The 17,507-nt window shown below is 44.9% G+C and carries 15 protein-coding genes and 2 tRNA genes; 8 read left to right on the top strand and 9 right to left on the bottom strand.

All coding sequences use genetic code 11. The features are described 5' to 3' along the window. Positions 1–11: 11 nt before the first annotated feature. Positions 12–794, bottom strand: coding sequence for an imidazole glycerol phosphate synthase subunit HisF (hisF, locus tag ACP7AA_RS11855; RefSeq protein ID WP_426223680.1), 783 nt, complete (start codon positions 792–794; stop codon positions 12–14). A gap of 180 nt (positions 795–974) precedes the next feature. Here hisF and ACP7AA_RS11850 point away from each other — a divergent pair, with 180 nt between their 5' ends. The 3 genes from ACP7AA_RS11850 to ACP7AA_RS11840 are packed head-to-tail and all read left to right on the top strand — an operon-like array spanning position 975 to position 3,447. Continuing rightward, complete coding sequence (locus tag ACP7AA_RS11850) at positions 975–2,162, top strand: homoserine kinase (RefSeq protein ID WP_426223679.1); 1,188 nt, start codon at positions 975–977, stop codon at positions 2,160–2,162. A gap of 49 nt (positions 2,163–2,211) precedes the next feature. After that, positions 2,212–2,523 (top strand): hypothetical protein, encoded by a 312-nt coding sequence (locus ACP7AA_RS11845; protein ID WP_227671010.1) that lies wholly within the window; start codon positions 2,212–2,214, stop codon positions 2,521–2,523. Continuing rightward, complete coding sequence (locus tag ACP7AA_RS11840) at positions 2,524–3,447, top strand: class II glutamine amidotransferase (protein ID WP_426223678.1); 924 nt, start codon at positions 2,524–2,526, stop codon at positions 3,445–3,447. A 34-nt stretch (positions 3,448–3,481) separates the two neighbouring features. Here the strand turns inward: ACP7AA_RS11840 and ACP7AA_RS11835 are convergent, their stop codons facing one another. Both ACP7AA_RS11835 and ACP7AA_RS11830 read right to left on the bottom strand, forming a co-directional pair. Then, entirely contained in the window at positions 3,482–4,033 is a 552-nt protein-coding gene (locus ACP7AA_RS11835) for a YchJ family protein (RefSeq protein ID WP_426223677.1), read from the bottom strand. Between the two features lie 41 nt (positions 4,034–4,074). Next, positions 4,075–4,791 (bottom strand): metal-dependent hydrolase, encoded by a 717-nt coding sequence (locus ACP7AA_RS11830; RefSeq protein WP_426223676.1) that lies wholly within the window; start codon positions 4,789–4,791, stop codon positions 4,075–4,077. A 112-nt stretch (positions 4,792–4,903) separates the two neighbouring features. On the opposite strand from ACP7AA_RS11830, the gene ACP7AA_RS11825 reads away from it, so the two are divergent. Beyond that, the gene (locus ACP7AA_RS11825) at positions 4,904–5,917 is read left to right on the top strand and encodes a DUF3025 domain-containing protein (RefSeq protein WP_426223675.1); all 1,014 of its coding nucleotides are present in this window, start codon (positions 4,904–4,906) and stop codon (positions 5,915–5,917) included. A 430-nt stretch (positions 5,918–6,347) separates the two neighbouring features. Continuing rightward, positions 6,348–9,155: an aconitate hydratase AcnA gene (gene acnA / locus ACP7AA_RS11820; RefSeq protein WP_426223674.1), complete on the top strand. Its 2,808-nt coding sequence runs from the start codon at positions 6,348–6,350 to the stop codon at positions 9,153–9,155. 90 nt (positions 9,156–9,245) lie between these two features. On the opposite strand, the gene ACP7AA_RS11815 is transcribed toward acnA, so the two are convergent. The 6 genes from ACP7AA_RS11815 to gltX form a co-directional block, all read right to left on the bottom strand. Beyond that, positions 9,246–9,581: a hypothetical protein gene (locus tag ACP7AA_RS11815; protein WP_413500914.1), complete on the bottom strand. Its 336-nt coding sequence runs from the start codon at positions 9,579–9,581 to the stop codon at positions 9,246–9,248. Between the two features lie 212 nt (positions 9,582–9,793). Beyond that, positions 9,794–10,447, bottom strand: a complete 654-nt coding sequence (locus tag ACP7AA_RS11810) for a LysE family translocator (protein WP_426223673.1) — start codon at positions 10,445–10,447, stop codon at positions 9,794–9,796. A gap of 235 nt (positions 10,448–10,682) precedes the next feature. Further along, positions 10,683–10,758 (bottom strand) — tRNA-Glu (locus ACP7AA_RS11805). A gap of 157 nt (positions 10,759–10,915) precedes the next feature. After that, positions 10,916–10,991: transfer RNA gene (locus ACP7AA_RS11800), tRNA-Ala, on the bottom strand. A gap of 122 nt (positions 10,992–11,113) precedes the next feature. After that, a complete protein-coding gene (locus tag ACP7AA_RS11795; RefSeq protein WP_413500916.1) occupies positions 11,114–11,491 on the bottom strand; it encodes a hypothetical protein in 378 nt (125 codons plus the stop codon). Positions 11,492–11,625: 134 nt separating this feature from the next. Beyond that, entirely contained in the window at positions 11,626–13,155 is a 1,530-nt protein-coding gene (gltX, locus tag ACP7AA_RS11790; protein ID WP_426223672.1) for a glutamate--tRNA ligase, read from the bottom strand. Positions 13,156–13,564: 409 nt separating this feature from the next. Between gltX and rsmH the strand changes: the two genes are divergently transcribed. From rsmH to ACP7AA_RS11775, 3 genes are all read left to right on the top strand, one after another. Beyond that, the gene (gene rsmH, locus ACP7AA_RS11785) at positions 13,565–14,629 is read left to right on the top strand and encodes a 16S rRNA (cytosine(1402)-N(4))-methyltransferase RsmH (protein ID WP_426223706.1); all 1,065 of its coding nucleotides are present in this window, start codon (positions 13,565–13,567) and stop codon (positions 14,627–14,629) included. A 233-nt stretch (positions 14,630–14,862) separates the two neighbouring features. Beyond that, positions 14,863–15,369, top strand: a complete 507-nt coding sequence (gene ftsL / locus ACP7AA_RS11780) for a cell division protein FtsL (protein WP_426223671.1) — start codon at positions 14,863–14,865, stop codon at positions 15,367–15,369. Continuing rightward, positions 15,366–17,474, top strand: coding sequence for a peptidoglycan D,D-transpeptidase FtsI family protein (locus ACP7AA_RS11775; RefSeq protein WP_271134443.1), 2,109 nt, complete (start codon positions 15,366–15,368; stop codon positions 17,472–17,474). The genes ftsL and ACP7AA_RS11775 overlap by 4 nt, the downstream gene beginning before the upstream one ends. The last annotated feature ends 33 nt before the right edge of the window (positions 17,475–17,507 follow it).

Below are 17,507 nucleotides of genomic sequence, written 5' to 3'. Positions count from 1 at the left end.
TTACAAAGGCGTTATAAGCGCATTGCTATGCCTTGTGCTGCCATATATTCTTTGGCTTCTTGCACGGTATATTCACCAAAGTGAAAAATACTAGCAGCAAGGACGGCATCAACGCCGCCTTCTAATACGCCTTCTGCTAAATGTTCTAAATTGCCAACGCCGCCTGAAGCAATAACCGGCACATTAACGCGGCTGGTAATCTGCTTCATAAGTGCCAAGTCATAGCCTTTTTTGGTGCCGTCACCATCCATTGAGGTGACCAATAATTCACCAGCGCCAAGCGCCGCCATTTTACTTGCCCAAGCAACGGCATCAATACCGGTTGGCTTACGACCACCGTGGGTGAAAATCTCCCAACGCGGCACACTAACACCATCAACCATTATATCTGCAACGCGTTTGGCATCGATAGCCACAACGATACATTGATTACCAAATTTCTGCGCCGCTTCACCGACGAACTCAGGGGTAAATACCGCTGCTGAATTAATCGCTACTTTATCGGCACCGGCATTGAGTAAGTTGCGGATATCAGCGATTTTACGCACACCGCCGCCAACTGTGAGCGGTACAAACACGGTTTCAGCCATACGCTCAACGGTATGATAAGTGGTATCACGCTCATCATTGGTCGCCGTAATGTCTAAAAAAGTAATCTCATCGGCACCTTGCTCGTTGTAGCGCTTGGCGACTTCAACAGGGTCGCCGGCGTCTTTAATATCAACAAATTGCACGCCTTTGACCACACGGCCATTATCCACATCCAAACAAGGGATGATACGCTTTGCTAACATAGGGTCTTTCACCTTATAATCAATTTATCCGTAAGCGCTAGTCTAGCAAAATCGCCGCCATATCAGGCAGCTTTTCGCAAGATTATTATGCTTTTAACCAAAGTTTGCCTATGCGCGGTACAATCACTGTCATTACCGTAGCCATTTACCTTCTTATTCCATTGCCATAAGTGAGATGTCATGTCCGTCTATACCCAGTTAACCGATGACCAGTTTGCTACTTTTTGCCAGCGTTTTGGCGTGTCATTTGCGCGTGCCATTCCGATTACCCAAGGTATCAAAAACTCTAACTGGTTTATTCAGACGACTGACGATGTAGATGGCTCGCACTCTTATGTATTTACTTTATTTGAAGAGCGTCCACCAGAAGACATCGAAAAAATGGCGGTTATCCTTAATCAATTGGATGGTAAATTACCGGTCGCCGCGCCGTTAGCATTGCTTGATTTAGGCGCTGATAGCGCAGAAAAATGCTATGTCATACGCTATGATAATAAAGCGATTACGCTAGTGCCTTGTTTGGCTGGCGCGCACCCACAGCAGACTACACAAGCCATGTGTCATGAAATTGGCGCCGCTTTAGCCATGCTGCATGAGACTTTGCAAGCATTACAGCCTGCGGAAGAATATGGCGTACCTTTATATCCATGGGCGGAAGTACGCGACCGTGAAATGCAGTTTATGCCCGGTGACGAAGCAAAACTCATGAGCGATATTTGGCGCGTTTACTCAGATTTGCCGCTTGCGACTTTGCCAAAAGGCTTATGTCATTTAGACATGTTTGCGGATAATACCTTATGGGACTTATCGTTAAATAATAGCCAAAAAGGCGCAGAGCGTTTAACGGGATTGCTAGACTTTACCGAAGTCAGCGTTGAGCATTATGTGATGGATATTGCCATTACCATTAATGATTTTTGTACCACTTGGGGCGATGCCGAGCAGGGCGAAACCGTCAATTTTGACCGCAGTAAAATGGCGGCATTTTTGCAAGGCTATGAGTCAAAACGTCAGCTTGGCGAAGATGAAAAACGCGCCTTACCAGTGATGCTCGCCAAAGCGGCGGTGATTTTTTGGCTATTGCGTTTAAACGTTATTCATTACAACCGTACCGAAGGCCGTACTGGCGATAACATCATGGTCAAAAATCCTGACCTCATGAAACGCCTTGCTGCTTATCATTGGTCACATGTTGAAAAAGCGCAAAATACGGTTTTTGTATTGTTAGATAATCAATCAGCGGCGCAAAAAAACACTCAGATAATCGGTATTTTTAGCAATATCACCCAAGCTGAGCAAGCACGTGATAAATTAAGTAATAGCTGTGATTTTGCAATTAAAGAATATACGCTCGACCAATTGGCATAGATTGTTATTGTTCGACCATTCCTGTATCAAAACCATAAAGGCGGATCCCATGACCGATCAAGTTGATAACTGGCACAAACTGGCACGCTACGATACCAATATGCAAGGCGAGCTACATGCCAATCTGCTGCGTAATAACGGTATTACGGTGTCTCTGCAACCGCTGAGCGCCATGCCCGGTATGAATTCTGGGATTGTGCTGTGGATACAGGATACGGATTTGGCGCATGCGCAGCGTATCTTGGCGAATATTGACACCGATGGGGCCACGCCTTATGAGATGTTTGATGAAGCATCAGAAGCTACTCTAAACCCTACTTTAAATCCTGCAAAAGACGACAACAACGGCGGTGAAGTATAAATGTGTCAACTCTTAGGAATGAACTGTAATACCCCAACCGATATAGGTTTTAGCTTTGCAGGCTTTCGTCGTCGCGGCGGCATGACTGACAGTCATGAAGATGGCTTTGGCATTGCGTTTTTCGAGCGCAGTGAATGCGCCAATAGTGACAGCTCTAATAGTGAAAAGTCGGACAATGCCTCGACTGGTCTGCGTCTATTTCATGACAATCGACCAAGTCATTTGTCGCCCGTTGCTGATTTGGTTAATAATTATCCAATTAAAGCGATGAACGTGATTGCCCATATCCGTAAGGCGACCCAAGGGCAGAATTGCTTGGCGAATACCCATCCTTTCGTCCGTGAAGTGTGGGGCGAGCAGTGGGTATTTGCCCATAACGGACAGATGAATAGCGAATTTATTAAACGCTGTCAGCGCTTGCAAGACAATGGCAATGCCTCACATTGCCAGCCAGTCGGTAATACCGATTCTGAAATGGCGTTTTGCTATTTGGTCAATCGCCTAAAAAGCAGCTTTAAAACTCGCCCAGATGATCAAACGCTGTTTAATTTTTTAACCACCCAATGTCGCTATTTATCAGCTAATGGCTTATTTAATTGCCTAATCTCAAACGGTCGATGGCAATTGGCTTATGCTGGTAGCTTATTGTTTTATCTCACGCGTCAAGCGCCATTTGGTGAAGCAAAATTAGCAGATGACGATTTGGCCATTAACTTTAGCGATGTGACTACCGACAGCGACAAAGTAACAATTCTAGTCACCGTGCCATTGACTGAAAATGAAAAATGGCAACAGTTGGCAGCCAATGAATGCTTAATATTCCAAGATGGTGATGTCATTTATAAAGACAGTCCAAGTCAGCGTAAGTTTTTAACCATTGAGGAAGGCATTGCGGTGGCACGCGCGGTTGGAGCGAGTGTTTAGAATTGGCAAGTATTTAACGTTGATTAAATATCAGTTAGATATAAGTGCCACAACAACGCTTAAACTTCTCACCTGAGCCACAAATACATAGCTGTTTTTGGGTGACAGTCATTTCTACTGTTGGGTCGAGGAAGTACCAACGCACATCATTGTTCGCTTTGTCTGTTACTTTTACAAAGGCAGACAATTCATGATGCGCCTGTAACTCATTAGACGTCTTAAAGTAAGCCTTAAACTCAACTTGCGCATGGCGTTTACCCAGTTTTGGCGTATGCGTAATGATCTCTAATCCTGCCCAAACCGTCTCTTTTGCCCAAGACTCAATAGCCTGAATATCTAGCAATTTTTGCTGCGCGGGGAGCGTCGTCTTGACGATGTATTCTGGTTTAATCAAGACAAAGGCACTATAACGCGTGCGCATCAATCGTTCAGCAGAGTCTGGCTTTGCACCGTCAATTTTATCAGCTTCGTTATTTAAAAGCCCGTCATGATAAGGCTGACAGCAGTCTTGATAAAGTAACGGTGCGCTAATGTCATCCGATGATGGATTAATTTGGCAAGGGCAGATTGGTAGGGAAATTGACATTATTTACTCGAGTTATTATTCATTTTTTAGTGGTGTAGATTTCAATTGAGCCAGTTTTTTATCAATTCTGGCCATAGGCCGAGTTTAAGCTTTGCCCAAGGCGTGGGGTCACGTAGCTGCTGCCAAAACTCAGCAAATGGCGGCGCAAAATACACCAAGAGCGCAAGCATGACGTACAGTAGCAGATACCACCATTTGTCTTTATGCTGATAGAACTTCATCGCTGTACCCGATGAGCGCTTCATTTTCATATTGGATAAATTCACACTATATAGCTCATCCAATGCCAAATGTACCATCGCGCCGCCGAATAAAAACAAGCCGTAAAACCAGCTAACCGTTAACGGTAAGTCTAAAATATCGTAGCTGACATAGGTCATTCCAAGCCCCATTATCGCCATATAGGGCACCGAATGTATGACACCGCGATGCACGGTCATATTAGTAAAAATCGAAAATACCACATAACGCATAAAGCCGTAGCCGGCCAACCATAACGCTATCAGCGCCAGTAAACTCAGCTCACTACGCCAATGCATCACCAGACCAAAGGCAAAAATAAACGAGGTAATATTAAAACCAAGCTTAATCGGCGTTGAATTATCAGAATCCAAGTCAGGCAGCAACCCACCGATGGTACCGAGCGCCACGCACATTAAGAACCCTGAATCATCAATCAATCCGGCTTTATAAACTGTTAGACTCATCGTACCACTGACCATGAATGCAACATTTAAGTGGGTGTTAAAATTTGCCATAAAAACTCATCAATAAGTAGCGCGAAAACGTTATTTCGAGCGGCTTGTCTAGCCGTAAAAAAGCGCTCCATGATACCATAGCAAAGCCAGTCGTCTAATAGAGATAGTGAACATGATCGCTACTGATTTACCTGCTAAGACTTATCCAACTGCTTCTTCTGACGCTTCTATTAATAACCCGTCTGTATGCGCCAGCACGCTTGATGACAGCTTTGCTGCTATTGACTGGCAAGCGCCATGGCTCTGTCACTTAAATCAGTTAGGCTATATAAGTAAAGCCATCACAAAGCTAAGTGGCTTAAAAAATGAGCCTGCTCAGACAGATAGAATTGAAAATACGCCTGATATTATTGCTAAAGTTTTAAATACAGCGTTGCAGCAACAGGCTGATGACCTACTTCAGTCACTACCGCAAACCAAACCTGCACTAAACAATCAAGCCCAAACCTTACGATTTGTCTCACAAAATGCGTTGCCAGAAGGTGAGGCGTACGAGAGTTTGATCGGCACGACTGGTAATATTCCAACCCGCGATAATTTGCATGATTTATTTAACGGTAGCATTTGGCTAACCTTTCCCAAGACCAAAGCCTTGCTGAATTATTATCATATGCTTGAAATTAATCAACAAGGTATTGGTGCCAGTCGCGGGCGTGTCCGCGATACCATTACCGTATTTGATGAAAATGGCGCAATATTAGTCACCGCTGATGCAAGTATCGGTAAGGCATTGGTTGATTTCGATTGGCAGGCAAGTTTGGTTGCACCGCGTGACAAGTGGGATAAACCACAAGCGCTAAATAGCGACTCTCAGGCGGCAGTTTATATCTTTGGTCATGCACTGTTAGAGAAGCTACTTCAGCCACGCAAAAAATCATGCGCCCATAGTATCGTGATAAATGTCACGCAAGATTTTTTTGCCTTATCGCTATCTGAGCGCATTAGTCATTTGGATAAAAGAGTAGCTGATTATATGGAGGTATTATTATCACAGCCGGATGTGACACCGCGCAAACTGTCTCCATTACCCATTTTGGGTGTGCCGCACTATTGGGCAGAAAATGCCAATTCGAGCTTTTATGATGACAGCCAAGTCTTTCGTAGCGGTCGTCGCCGTCAAAAATAAAAGATAAGTTCATACCTTGCCAGTTAACTGTTAAACCTTATCCGCTAAAGCATTGCCGCGTTTACGATTGTGCCACGATTCAACACCATCTAGACGTTAACAAAGGGCGGGTTATTTGTTATGGTAAAAGAGCGTTACTGTTAAACGCTAAACAGATACTTATAACTTTTGTTAACGTCGCTGTATTAATAAAATCGTTATTAACACAGGGTTTGTTAAAGAAAAAGCACAGTTGGCTATTGTTAAACATTTAGCGCTTGTTAGTAATTAAATATAGCCATTCAATTTAACAAAGCCATTTAATTTAAGAACAACTAAACCACCATCTATTTAGCCACCAGTTATCAGCATAAATGCTTATTGATTGATAGTCATATTAGTTCAAGAGTCATTTATGTTCAGGATCTATAACAACGATAAGGAAGCTACCATGAGTGATATTTTTAATGTAAAAGACACCATTTCGGTCGATGGCAAGGAGCACGCTTATTACAGCCTGCCAAAGCTGACCAACACTTACGAGAACATCAGTAAGCTGCCATTTTGTATGAAAATCGTCTTAGAAAACCTATTACGTAATGAAGATGATGGCCAATCTGTCGGCAAAAATCACATCGAAGCGGTTGCCAATTGGGACGCAGGTGCAGAAGCGTCAAAAGAAATTGCCTTTATGCCAGCGCGTGTGGTCCTGCAAGATTTTACCGGTGTACCATCGGTGGTCGATTTGGCAGCGATGCGTGATGCAGTCGTTGAGCTTGGCGGTAACGCTGAGCAAATTAACCCGTTTATCCCAAGTGAATTGGTCGTTGACCACTCTGTACAAGTCGATGCCTATGGCCGCGAAGATGCACTGGATTTAAACGAAAAGATTGAATTTAAACGTAACAATGAACGTTATGAGTTTTTACATTGGGGCAAAAATGCCTTTAAAAACTTTGTCGTCGTGCCACCAGCAACGGGTATTGTGCATCAGGTTAACCTTGAATATCTAGCCCGCGTGGTAATGGCTGCTGATGTCGACGGTGAGCTGACTGCGTATCCTGATACCGTGTTTGGTACGGACAGTCACACCACGATGATTAATGGTATTGGCGTCCTTGGTTGGGGTGTTGGCGGTATTGAAGCGGAAGCCGCAATGCTTGGTCAACCATCATCGATGCTGATTCCACAAGTCGTTGGCTTTGAGCTGACGGGTAAATTAACCGAAGGCGTCACCGCGACGGATTTGGTATTACGTGTGGTTGAAATGCTACGTGCGCATGGTGTGGTTGGTAAGTTCGTCGAATTTTACGGCGAAGGTCTACACAGTATGCCACTTGCTGATCGTGCAACCATTGCCAACATGGCACCAGAGTATGGCGCGACTTGTGGTATTTTCCCGATTGACCAAATGGCGATTGATTATCTACGTCTGTCAGGTCGTGAAGAAAACCAGATTGAGCTGGTTGAAAAATATGCCAAAGCGCAAGGCTTATGGCACGATGCCGATACGCCAGCAGCGACTTACTCAAGTAAGTTAGAGTTGGATTTATCATCCGTACAGCCAGCACTTGCCGGTCCGAACTTGCCACAGCAGCGTATCAATCTATCTGATATGCATGAAAAATTTGGTGAAACCTTAACGGCGATGACCAAAGACCGTAAAAAAGAAGTTGAAGCCAAGGTACGCTTTGATGAAGAAGGCGGTAAGCAAGATCAAGCAAAAACGCTCGCGGCAAAACCCAATCCTTTCTGCGCGGAAGGCAGTACTTATTGCACGGTCAAAATCGAAGATGAAGAGTATAGATTGCGTGATGGTTCTGTCGTTATCGCGGCGATTACTTCTTGTACCAATACCTCAAACCCAGCAGTTATGATAGGTGCAGGTCTGGTGGCGAAAAAAGCCGCTGCAAAAGGTCTAACGGCTAAGCCATGGGTTAAGACTTCACTGGCTCCCGGCTCAAAAGTGGTGACTGATTATCTTGAAAAATCTCAGCTAATGGATGAGCTCGAGAAAATCGGCTTCTACCTAGTTGGTTATGGTTGTACCACTTGTATCGGTAACTCAGGTCCGCTATTAGGGGCGATTGAAGAGGCTATCGAAGAAGGCGATTTGGTTGCCGCAGCTGTACTCTCAGGTAACCGTAACTTTGAAGGTCGTATTCACTCACACGTCAAAGCCAGTTATTTGGCGTCACCACCGCTCGTTGTTGCGTATGCGCTGGCAGGTACTGTCGATATTGACTTAACCACGCATCCACTAGGTCAGGATAACGACGGTAATGATGTCTTCCTAAAAGACATCTGGCCAACGTCAGAAGAAATTAATGAGCTGATTGCCAATAATATCGACGCCGATATGTTCCGTAAAAACTATGGTGAAGTGTTTGACGGTAGTGCAGCATGGAACGCCATTAGCTCAGCCGATAGCCAGCTGTACCCATGGAGTGAAGAGTCGACTTACATTAAGAACCCACCGTTCTTTGATGGTATGACCATGGAGCCAGAAGGTATCCTCGATATCGAAGGCGCGCGTATCTTGGGTCTATTCGGTGATTCAATCACCACTGACCATATCTCACCAGCCGGTAATATCGATGCTAATTCTCCTGCGGGTAAGTACCTGCAAGAGCGCGGTGTAATGGAAGCCGACTTCAATAGCTATGGCTCACGCCGTGGTAATGATGCGGTCATGACGCGCGGTACTTTTGCCAATATCCGCATCAAAAATACTATGATGGGCGGTAAAGAGGGCGGCTACACTTATTACTTCAACGGCGATAGCGCTACGCTACAAGACGGTCAAGAAATGGCTATCTATGATGCGGCGATGAAGTATAAAGAAGAAAAGCGTCCGCTCGTGGTACTTGGCGGGGCAGAATATGGTTCTGGCTCTAGTCGTGACTGGGCCGCGAAGGGTACGATTTTGCTCGGCGTAAAAGCGGTATTGACCAGCTCATTTGAGCGTATTCACCGCTCAAACTTAGTCGGTATGGGTGTGTTGCCATTAACCTTTAAAGACGGTGAAAATGCTGCGACCTATAATTTAGACGGTTCTGAGGTGCTTAGTATCACAGGTCTTAATAATGGCGAAAGCAAAACCGCCAAGGTTACGGCCACACGTGCCGATGGTTCAACTGAGAGCTTTGATGTCAATGTCATGCTACAGACGCCAAAAGAGCGCGAATACGTGCGTCACGGCGGTGTATTGCACTATGTATTGCGTCAACTAGCTGCAGACAGTAAAAACACTGCGTAATGGTTAATTAGGTTTAATATGACAAAAAGCCCAACCCCCATTGAAATGGGGGTTGGGCTTTTCTATTATGTGCTTCTTGCTTTTGATAGATTAACGGATGGACTCTACTGATTTTGAATCGATTGTCTTACGGTTATCAGGTTTTGAACCATCGACTGTTGAGATTTCTTTGTGATAAATCCTTTCTACTATGCCATCTTGACTACCGCTTATGCCTTTACGGCCGCAGTGAGACCCGCCCTCAATCCATACATCGCAGTGAGGTTGAGGAACACCTTTACCTTCTTTATAGCATAGACGCCCGCTCCCATCTTTTTTCATACAAGTGCCGTTACCGTTCTGATAACCACTAACAGCCTGTGCAGGGACACTGATTAATAAGCCAGATAGACCTAAGAAAAATACTTTCATAAAAAACGCTTTCATGAGTGCTCTCCTTAATTTCATGGTATCAAGATTGATAACCACTGCTATCCTTTAATATTGACTCAATATATCTATATCGTCAACTATGAATATAATCCTAAGTTTTTGTATTCAAAGCCTTTATAGTTAAAAATATGGACGTCAATCAATATATAGTGGAGTGTTTTATGTCTGTAAAAGCCTATTGAGTGGATAGTGTGTCTTTTTAATGATTAACCCCTCTCAGTCAACAGTTTAATCCCCAAGCCAATAAATACCACACCGCTTATTTTATTTAAAATGACTTCGATAGAGGGGTTCTTTCTTAGGTTTTCACTAAACTTCGACGCTAGTAATGCTAAGCAGGAGCACCATATAAAGCCAGTAACAGCAAAGGTCAATCCTAAAATGATAAACGACACCATGCTATAAGCATAACTGGCATCGATAAACTGCGGGAAGAATGCCAAAAAGAATAATGCGACTTTTGGATTAAAGGTATTGGTGAGTATACCTTGTTTATATATTTGCCAATGATCTAGAGTCTTAGCGGACGAAGATTTTTCGTTTTCTTGTAAACTCTCGGCTATCAAAGGCTGCTGCTTGCTCATAAGCATTTTTACGCCCAAATAACATAAGTAGCTAGCACCAATATATTTGACGATCATAAAAGCCAGTGGGGAATTGGCCAAAATGATGGACAAGCCCAGCGCTGCTAACAACGTATGGACTAAAATGCCTGAGATGATACCTAACACAGAATAAAACCCTGCTTGGCTGCCCTGTGAAATGCTACGGGTGATGATATACATGCTATCGCTACCAGGGGTTAGGTTTAGCAAAATGGCTGCCATGACAAACCCTAGATAATTCTCAATACCAAACATAGCCAATACATCCTTGTGATAGCTTCAAATATCTATAGTTTATAGAGCGCCATTAGATTGCATTCTATCAATATTCCCAAGGACTTATACAGCCTTGATAGCCATTTTTAAAAACCACAGACATAAAAAAGCCCAGTCACCATATGATGACTGGGCTTTTTTATTGTTCGCTTATTAGTCTAACCTGATGCTTAAAAGGTGCTAAGCAAAAGTGCTAATAAGTGACGCCGAATAGTGGCGTCCCCAGGGGGATTCGAACCCCCGTTACCGCCGTGAAAGGGCGGTGTCCTAGGCCTCTAGACGATGGGGACGCATAGAGTGTTATAACCAATGGTTACAACGGTACTTCACAATATCAGAGAGCTTATCTATTAATAACAGAGCAAGCTGTGCCTAGGTGCTGATATCGTCCTACTAGCGAGTATTTATATCAAGTTTCAGTCATACTGAGCGTTGCGATAAATAGTATGGTGGAGCTAAACGGAGTCGAACCGTTGACCCCTTGCATGCCATGCAAGTGCTCTACCAACTGAGCTATAGCCCCTCGCTAAGAGTGTGCGTATTTTATGTAAGACCGGCAGTCTTGTCAACTGCTATTTGAAAAATAATGCATAAATATGCAAAAAAAAGCGTTTAAAGCCATTTTAGCGGCTGAATAAGCTTAAATTAACGTGGATTTTGCTTGATGGCAATCTCTTTTAGGGCTTTATCGGTAAAGAATTCTTCTTCCGTACAATTAGAGCTGCTGTCAGAAAAAATGATGGCACAGCATTCCGTTGGGATATATTGACCGCCTTTTTCTCGTACAGTACTTATGCCCTTAAAACCAACAATGTCAGAATTGCTTAACTTATCTAAATTCTGCTTGGTGTACTTACAGTAGGTGCTGTATATCCATTTTAAATCTTCAAAGTCTTGACCGGTTGTCAGGGTAAGTTTTGCGTCGTATAGCTCTTTTACGATGGCATCATAGTAGTTCTGCGCTTCTTTGAGGGTATTAAAGACATAATCTTTGCTTTCTATCGTGACGGTTTTGGCGGCCATATTTATATCCAATGAAGGTGTTAAATTTTAAATGCTGAGATTAACGTAAAAAAGGGTCAGTTCAGCCTGACCCCTTTTTATTATTTATTAATCCAATTTTTAATTAACAAGTAAAAAACTATTCAGCTGCCAAACTATTTATCAGCTAAGAAGTCGGGCAATTCTGCTGCTTGTTTCTCAAGTTTCTTCAGTTTCTTTTTACCAAGGCCACCCAGTACATCAACCGCATGGCGCAAGCGCGTCAGGGTCATATCAGCGCCGATAATTGCCATAGAATTCATGACAGGCGTCGATGAGGTGCTACCAGCGATAGCGATAAAGAATGGCGCCATAAAGTCACGCATCTTAATATCAAGATGGGCGGCAAGACCTTTTAGGGTGGCGTAGATGTTTTCTTCTGACCACGTTGGCAAGGTTTCTAGCTGCCAAAGCGCCAGTTGCAGCATCTCTGTAATTTGCTCGGGCGTCAGAGATTTATGGGTAAAGCTCTCAGCATTGATAGCAGGTAAGTTTTGGAAATAGAAACCGCCCCAATTGACCGCATCAGACAGTAACTCGATGCGAGGCTGAATAGCAGCGGCGATAGCGGTTAGCTTGTCACTGTTGCTTGCCCAGTCGAGGATTTTGTTTTTGAGTTCTTCCGGCGTTAGCGCACGTAGCCATTCGGCGTTAAGCCAGTTGAGCTTTTCGATATCGAAAATAGGACCGCCAAGGGACACACGTTGAATATCAAAGCTGGCAATCATTTCCTCTAAGGTAAATTTCTCCGCTTCGTCAGGCATAGAGTAGCCCATACGACCAAGATAATTGAGCAGCGCTTCAGGTAGCACGCCGGCATCACGGTAGTAAGTGATAGAGGTTGGGTTTTTACGTTTAGACAGCTTTGATTTATCAGGGTTACGTAGCAGTGGCATATGGCAAAGAACCGGCATCTCCCAACCAAAATACTCATAAAGCAGCTGATGCTTAGGCGCAGAGTTGAGCCACTCTTCACCGCGCAACACATGGCTGATGTCCATTAAATGGTCATCGACAACGTTGGCTAGATGGTAAGTTGGCATGCCGTCAGTTTTTAGCAGCACTTGCATATCGACTTGTGTCCAAGGAATCTCAACCGTACCGCGTAGCATGTCATGTACTTGACAGACGCCTTCGGTTGGCACACGCATACGAATGACGTTTGGTTTGCCCTCAGCAACCAATTGCGCGGTTTTCTCTGGTGCTAAATGGGCACAGCGACCGTCGTAACGCGGCGTTTCACCATTGGCCATTTGCGCAGCACGCATGGCATCAAGCTCTTCACTGCTACAAAAGCAGCGAAACGCATGGTCGTTTTCTATAAGCTGCTCGGCGTGTTTTTTATAAATATTGCTACGCTCGCTCTGACGATAAGGCGCATGCGGACCGCCGATATCTGGACCTTCGCTCCAGTCAAGACCAACCCAACGTAGCGCATCCAAAATCATTTTTTCAGATTGTTCGGTCGAGCGCGTTTGGTCGGTGTCTTCAATACGTAAAATAAATTCGCCGCCGTGGGCTTTGGCAAAGGCTAAATTAAATAGCGCAATATAAGCGGTGCCGACATGCGGAAAGCCAGTCGGTGAAGGCGCGATACGAGTACGGACAGGGCGCGTGCTGTTGGTTGAAGTCGATGATTGCATCATAAAATTCTCAGAATAGGGTGGTTAATGAATATGGCTGTGAAAAATGGCGATTAAAAGCATTAATAATAAATGTGAATGACAAGTTTGAACAAAAAATACGGCACAAACAATAGCCGTCAAGGTAGAAAAATAGCGTAAAATATAGCGCTAGTATAACAGAGAGATGGGATATTTTTAACGAAAAGCCCGTCTAGCGCTTGACTACCAGTGTATCCTTGCGATAATAATGTTAGACAAGTCATAACTTGTTTATTTTCATCTGATTTTTTACTATTACTGACCAAAATGGTCGTCATCTACTGAGTCGTTTGTGTCCATATCGAATAATAAGCCAAAAAGTAAGCAAAATCTTAAAACAACCGCTTCGTCAGCCACTGATAACGCTAAGTCGGTGGCTCATCTGCCTGCTATCGAAAACGATGTTGCTAATTCACCCGCTCAAGAGTCTGTAGCTGCTGCAACAGAGCAAACCACTTCTGATGAATTAAGTTTCGTTCATGATGCGGTGCTATTGCAAGAAACGGTCGCCGCGGTATTGGGTGTCAAATCACTGCCCAAGCAAACAGACGACGCAGGACAGAATAGCTTACAAATGAGTGGCATCTACGTCGATGCAACCTTTGGGCGTGGCGGCCATAGTCGACTGTTATTAAGTCAGCTGGCCGATGACGCAACCTTGATTGTTTTTGATAAAGATCCAACGGCCATTAGCGTTGCTCATGAATTGGCAAGTAGCGACAGTCGCGTAAAAGTGGTGCATGACAGCTTTGCGACCTTGACTGATAGCCTAGCGGCAATGGGTATCACGCAAGTTGATGGATTAATGGCGGATTTGGGTATCTCATCGCCACAAATTGACGATGGCAGTCGCGGTTTTAGTTTTATGCGTGATGGTGCAGTCGATATGCGTATGGATACCAGCCGCGGGCAGTCGGTTGCTGAATGGCTAGAAAAAGTCGATGATGAGACTCTGGCTAATGTGCTGTATGAGTTCGGCGAAGAGCGCCATAGCCGCCGTATTGCCCGTGCGATCAAGCAAATGGACAGTTATGAATCGACGCTTGAGCTGGCAGAAGTGATAAAAGTCGCGCACCCAAACTGGCAACGCGGTAAGCATCCGGCGACGCAAAGTTTTCAGGCGATGCGTATCTTCATTAATAATGAGCTTGGCGATGTTGACGACTTTTTAGAGCAAAGCATTCCGATTTTAAAGTCGGGCGGACAGTTGGCGGTGATTAGTTTTCATTCCTTAGAAGATCGCCGTATTAAGCAGTTTTTGCAGCGTCATAGTAAAGGTCAGTATCCAGAAGATGAGAATTTGCCGATGCCGCCGAAGCGTCCGCGTTATTTTAGCAAGCCCAAACGCGTCGGCCCTAGTAAAGCAGAAATCAGCAAAAATCCGCGCTCGCGTAGTGCATGGTTACGACTGGCAACCCGTACCGATACTGATTATGTAGCAGACGTTCAGCCATAGATATTCCTATTAAATTATGTGGTTAGAATATGACTGAATGTTTTAATGATTACGCGGCTGTTAAAAAGCTGTAAACATTCTCTGCTAGGCTCAGCAGTTACTTTTTTGCTTGGTTTTGTTTTATTTCTACTCTTATTTGTTTTTATTGATGGTGCTGATGGCTCATGAGGGTGTGATCACTCGCAAATGGTTAGCGCTTTTTATATTTTGAAGTTCACTTTTTTGAGATCGTCATGGCAATATCTGACAAACCTGTAAACCGCCGCGCCGCAATGCCTCCTAATACCGATGTTGGCGAATTATTTGTGCGCCGATTTAATATGGTCAGTATTTACGTGGCCATATTATTGCTATTGGCGGCAGCAATTATCTGGAGCGGTATCAAAACTGCCGAAGGCGTGCAGCAATATCATCAGGATTATAAAACCTTGCAAGACATGAAAAAACAAGAGCGCAAACTGCAAGTAGAACATCAGCGTTTGCTTATCGAGCAGCAAACCTTTAGTGCGACCCCGCAAATTGCCAGTCGTGCCGTTGCTGAACTGGGTATGTTTTCGCCAACCCTCAAAGACAAGCTAATTATCCAACCGGGCGCGGCAGTTGCAGTAGCGCCAGTCGTTGAGTCTGATGGCGCAGATGAAAATAAAGCTGAGACTGAAGTCATCGAGCCACGGGCTTCTACGGATTTATCTCCTGAGATTCCTACAAACGATGCTGATGCAGCGGAGGCTGGACGATGAGTGATAAAAAATCCAATGCCAATAGTGATAAAGCTGCCGCTAAGAATAACAACAAAAAACCAGCCAGCGGCAAAGTCACCAAGCCGTTACGCCGTGCCAGTGCTGCCAAATCTGGGCAAACGAGTAGCAAGCCTGACAATAAAACCAGTGATGGCCGTAAAGCCAAGCTCTTTGGTCGCCTCAAAAAGAACGAAGAGCAGGGCGCTTATACCAGTGTTAAAAACCTAAAAAGTAAAAGAGCCTTTTTGGGTAAAGCGTCTGGTGCCTCCTCTCGTGGCGGTGTCGAGCAAGATAAAAACCGTTTTCGTATGATTTGGGCACTGGCGCTGCTGATTTTGGTAGGGCTTATCGGCCGTGCTTATTATTTACAAGTGGCCAACGCTCAATTTTACCAAGATAAAGGTAACGAGCTTATCACCAGCGTGCGCACGCAAAAATCCTATCGCGGTATGATTACCGACCGTAATGATTTGCCATTAGCAGTCAGTGCGCCTCTAGCGACGGTTTCTTTTAGCCCGCATGATTATGCGCGCGAATATTACGAGCTTAAACGCATTATTTTGACCAATCCCGATAGTCCAAAGCTGGTCGCGCGTATGCAAAAGCGCTTGGATAATATGGATTTGACCACCCTTGCAGCAGCGGCCAATATCTCAGTCACTGAGCTTAAAAAAGTCACGGCTATCGATGACAGTATTGATGTAACCGATGAGGAAGCCGTTAAAGCGGCGCTACCATCGGGTGCAGGCTCGCATTATCTGCCACTACTTAATAAAGTCACCCCTGAGATTGCTCAAAGCGTCAGCTCGCTTGATTTTCCGGGCGTCTATGAGAAAAACTTCTTCCAGCGCTATTATCCGCAGCCGCAACCGAACTCGCAGCTGTTAGGTTTTATGGGCCAAAACGCCGATGATCCTGAAGGCGGTTATGAAGGCCGCGCTGGTATCGAACGTCAGTATGAAACTGAGCTGGCGGGCGATGATGGTAAAGTATTGGTACTCAAAGATGCCAAGCAAAACAGTTTGAAAGAAATTAAGCAGATTGAACCAGAGATACCCGGTAAAGACGTGGCGTTAACGATTGATTCGCGCTTGCAGTACTTGCTTTATAAAGAGCTGGAAAAAGCCGGCCGCTTGCAAAAAGCGCGCTGGTCAACGGGTATGATCGTCGATGTGCAAACCGGTGAAGTGCTTGCTCTATCGACGTGGCCATCATTTAACTCCAACAATCTCAATGAGATGACCGGTGAAAACCAACGTAACCGGGCGCTGCTTGATGTCTTTGAGCCCGGTTCGGTAATGAAACCATTTACTGTTGCCGCCGCTTTAGATTCAGGCAAGTATACGACGACGTCATTGATTGATACCAATCCTGGTTCTATCCGTGTGCGTGGTTATACGATTCGCGATCATAATAATCTAGGTCGCATTACTCTGGGTACGTTGCTACAGAAGTCTAGTAACGTGGCCTCGACCAAGATTGCGTTATCACTGCCGCCTGATGCCATTACCAATATGCAAAAACAGTTTGGCTTTGGGTCAAAAACACCGCTGCAATTCCCCGGTGAGGGCAGTGGACTTGTCGTGACGCCAAAAGAGAAAGAAACCTCAAGACGGGCGACGGTCAGTTATGGTTACGGTCTGCAAGTGACATTGGCGCAGGTAGCACAGGCCTATTCGGCGCTGGCAGCAGGCGGGGTTATGCATCCATTAACGCTGACCAAAGATGGCGAGCGGCCGCCCAGTAAGCGTATCATGGCACATGAGCAAGCCATGTCTATCGTACAAATGATGGAAAGTGTCACCGAACCGGGTGGTACGGCTAAGGGTGCTGCTATCGATGGTTATCGCGTTGCTGGTAAAACAGGAACGTCGCGCCGTATCAATCCAAAAGGTGGCTACTATACCGACCAATATCGTAACGTCTTTGCCGGTATGGCCCCAGCGTCTAATCCTAAGCTGGTCGGTGTGATACTTATCGAAGACCCGCGTGGTCAGATATATGCGGGCTTAACCGTCGCTCCTGTCTTTCATAACGTCATGAAAGAGGCGCTGCGTTTGTATAATGTGCCGTTAGATAAGCCGTTAAAAACCGAAGAACAGTAGGTAAAAAAGTAATCTTTTTAAATATTCAGCTAT

The organism is Psychrobacter sp. DWR1-2-3, from assembly GCF_049896465.1.
Taxonomy (GTDB): Bacteria; Pseudomonadota; Gammaproteobacteria; order Pseudomonadales; family Moraxellaceae; genus Psychrobacter; species Psychrobacter maritimus.
This window is presented reverse-complemented; position numbering and strand designations above follow the sequence as displayed.

Coding starts and splice junctions, on each gene's coding strand:
- ACP7AA_RS11825 (WP_426223675.1), top strand. CDS start 4,904: ATGATCGCTACTGATTTACCTGCTAAGACTTATCCAACTGCTTCTTCT.
- acnA (WP_426223674.1), top strand. CDS start 6,348: ATGAGTGATATTTTTAATGTAAAAGACACCATTTCGGTCGATGGCAAG.
- ACP7AA_RS11795 (WP_413500916.1), bottom strand. CDS start 11,491: ATGGCCGCCAAAACCGTCACGATAGAAAGCAAAGATTATGTCTTTAAT.
- gltX (WP_426223672.1), bottom strand. CDS start 13,155: ATGATGCAATCATCGACTTCAACCAACAGCACGCGCCCTGTCCGTACT.
- ACP7AA_RS11840 (WP_426223678.1), top strand. CDS start 2,524: ATGTGTCAACTCTTAGGAATGAACTGTAATACCCCAACCGATATAGGT.
- ACP7AA_RS11835 (WP_426223677.1), bottom strand. CDS start 4,033: ATGTCAATTTCCCTACCAATCTGCCCTTGCCAAATTAATCCATCATCG.
- ftsL (WP_426223671.1), top strand. CDS start 14,863: ATGGCAATATCTGACAAACCTGTAAACCGCCGCGCCGCAATGCCTCCT.
- ACP7AA_RS11815 (WP_413500914.1), bottom strand. CDS start 9,581: ATGAAAGCGTTTTTTATGAAAGTATTTTTCTTAGGTCTATCTGGCTTA.
- ACP7AA_RS11850 (WP_426223679.1), top strand. CDS start 975: ATGTCCGTCTATACCCAGTTAACCGATGACCAGTTTGCTACTTTTTGC.
- hisF (WP_426223680.1), bottom strand. CDS start 794: ATGTTAGCAAAGCGTATCATCCCTTGTTTGGATGTGGATAATGGCCGT.
- ACP7AA_RS11845 (WP_227671010.1), top strand. CDS start 2,212: ATGACCGATCAAGTTGATAACTGGCACAAACTGGCACGCTACGATACC.
- ACP7AA_RS11830 (WP_426223676.1), bottom strand. CDS start 4,791: ATGGCAAATTTTAACACCCACTTAAATGTTGCATTCATGGTCAGTGGT.
- ACP7AA_RS11810 (WP_426223673.1), bottom strand. CDS start 10,447: ATGTTTGGTATTGAGAATTATCTAGGGTTTGTCATGGCAGCCATTTTG.
- ACP7AA_RS11775 (WP_271134443.1), top strand. CDS start 15,366: ATGAGTGATAAAAAATCCAATGCCAATAGTGATAAAGCTGCCGCTAAG.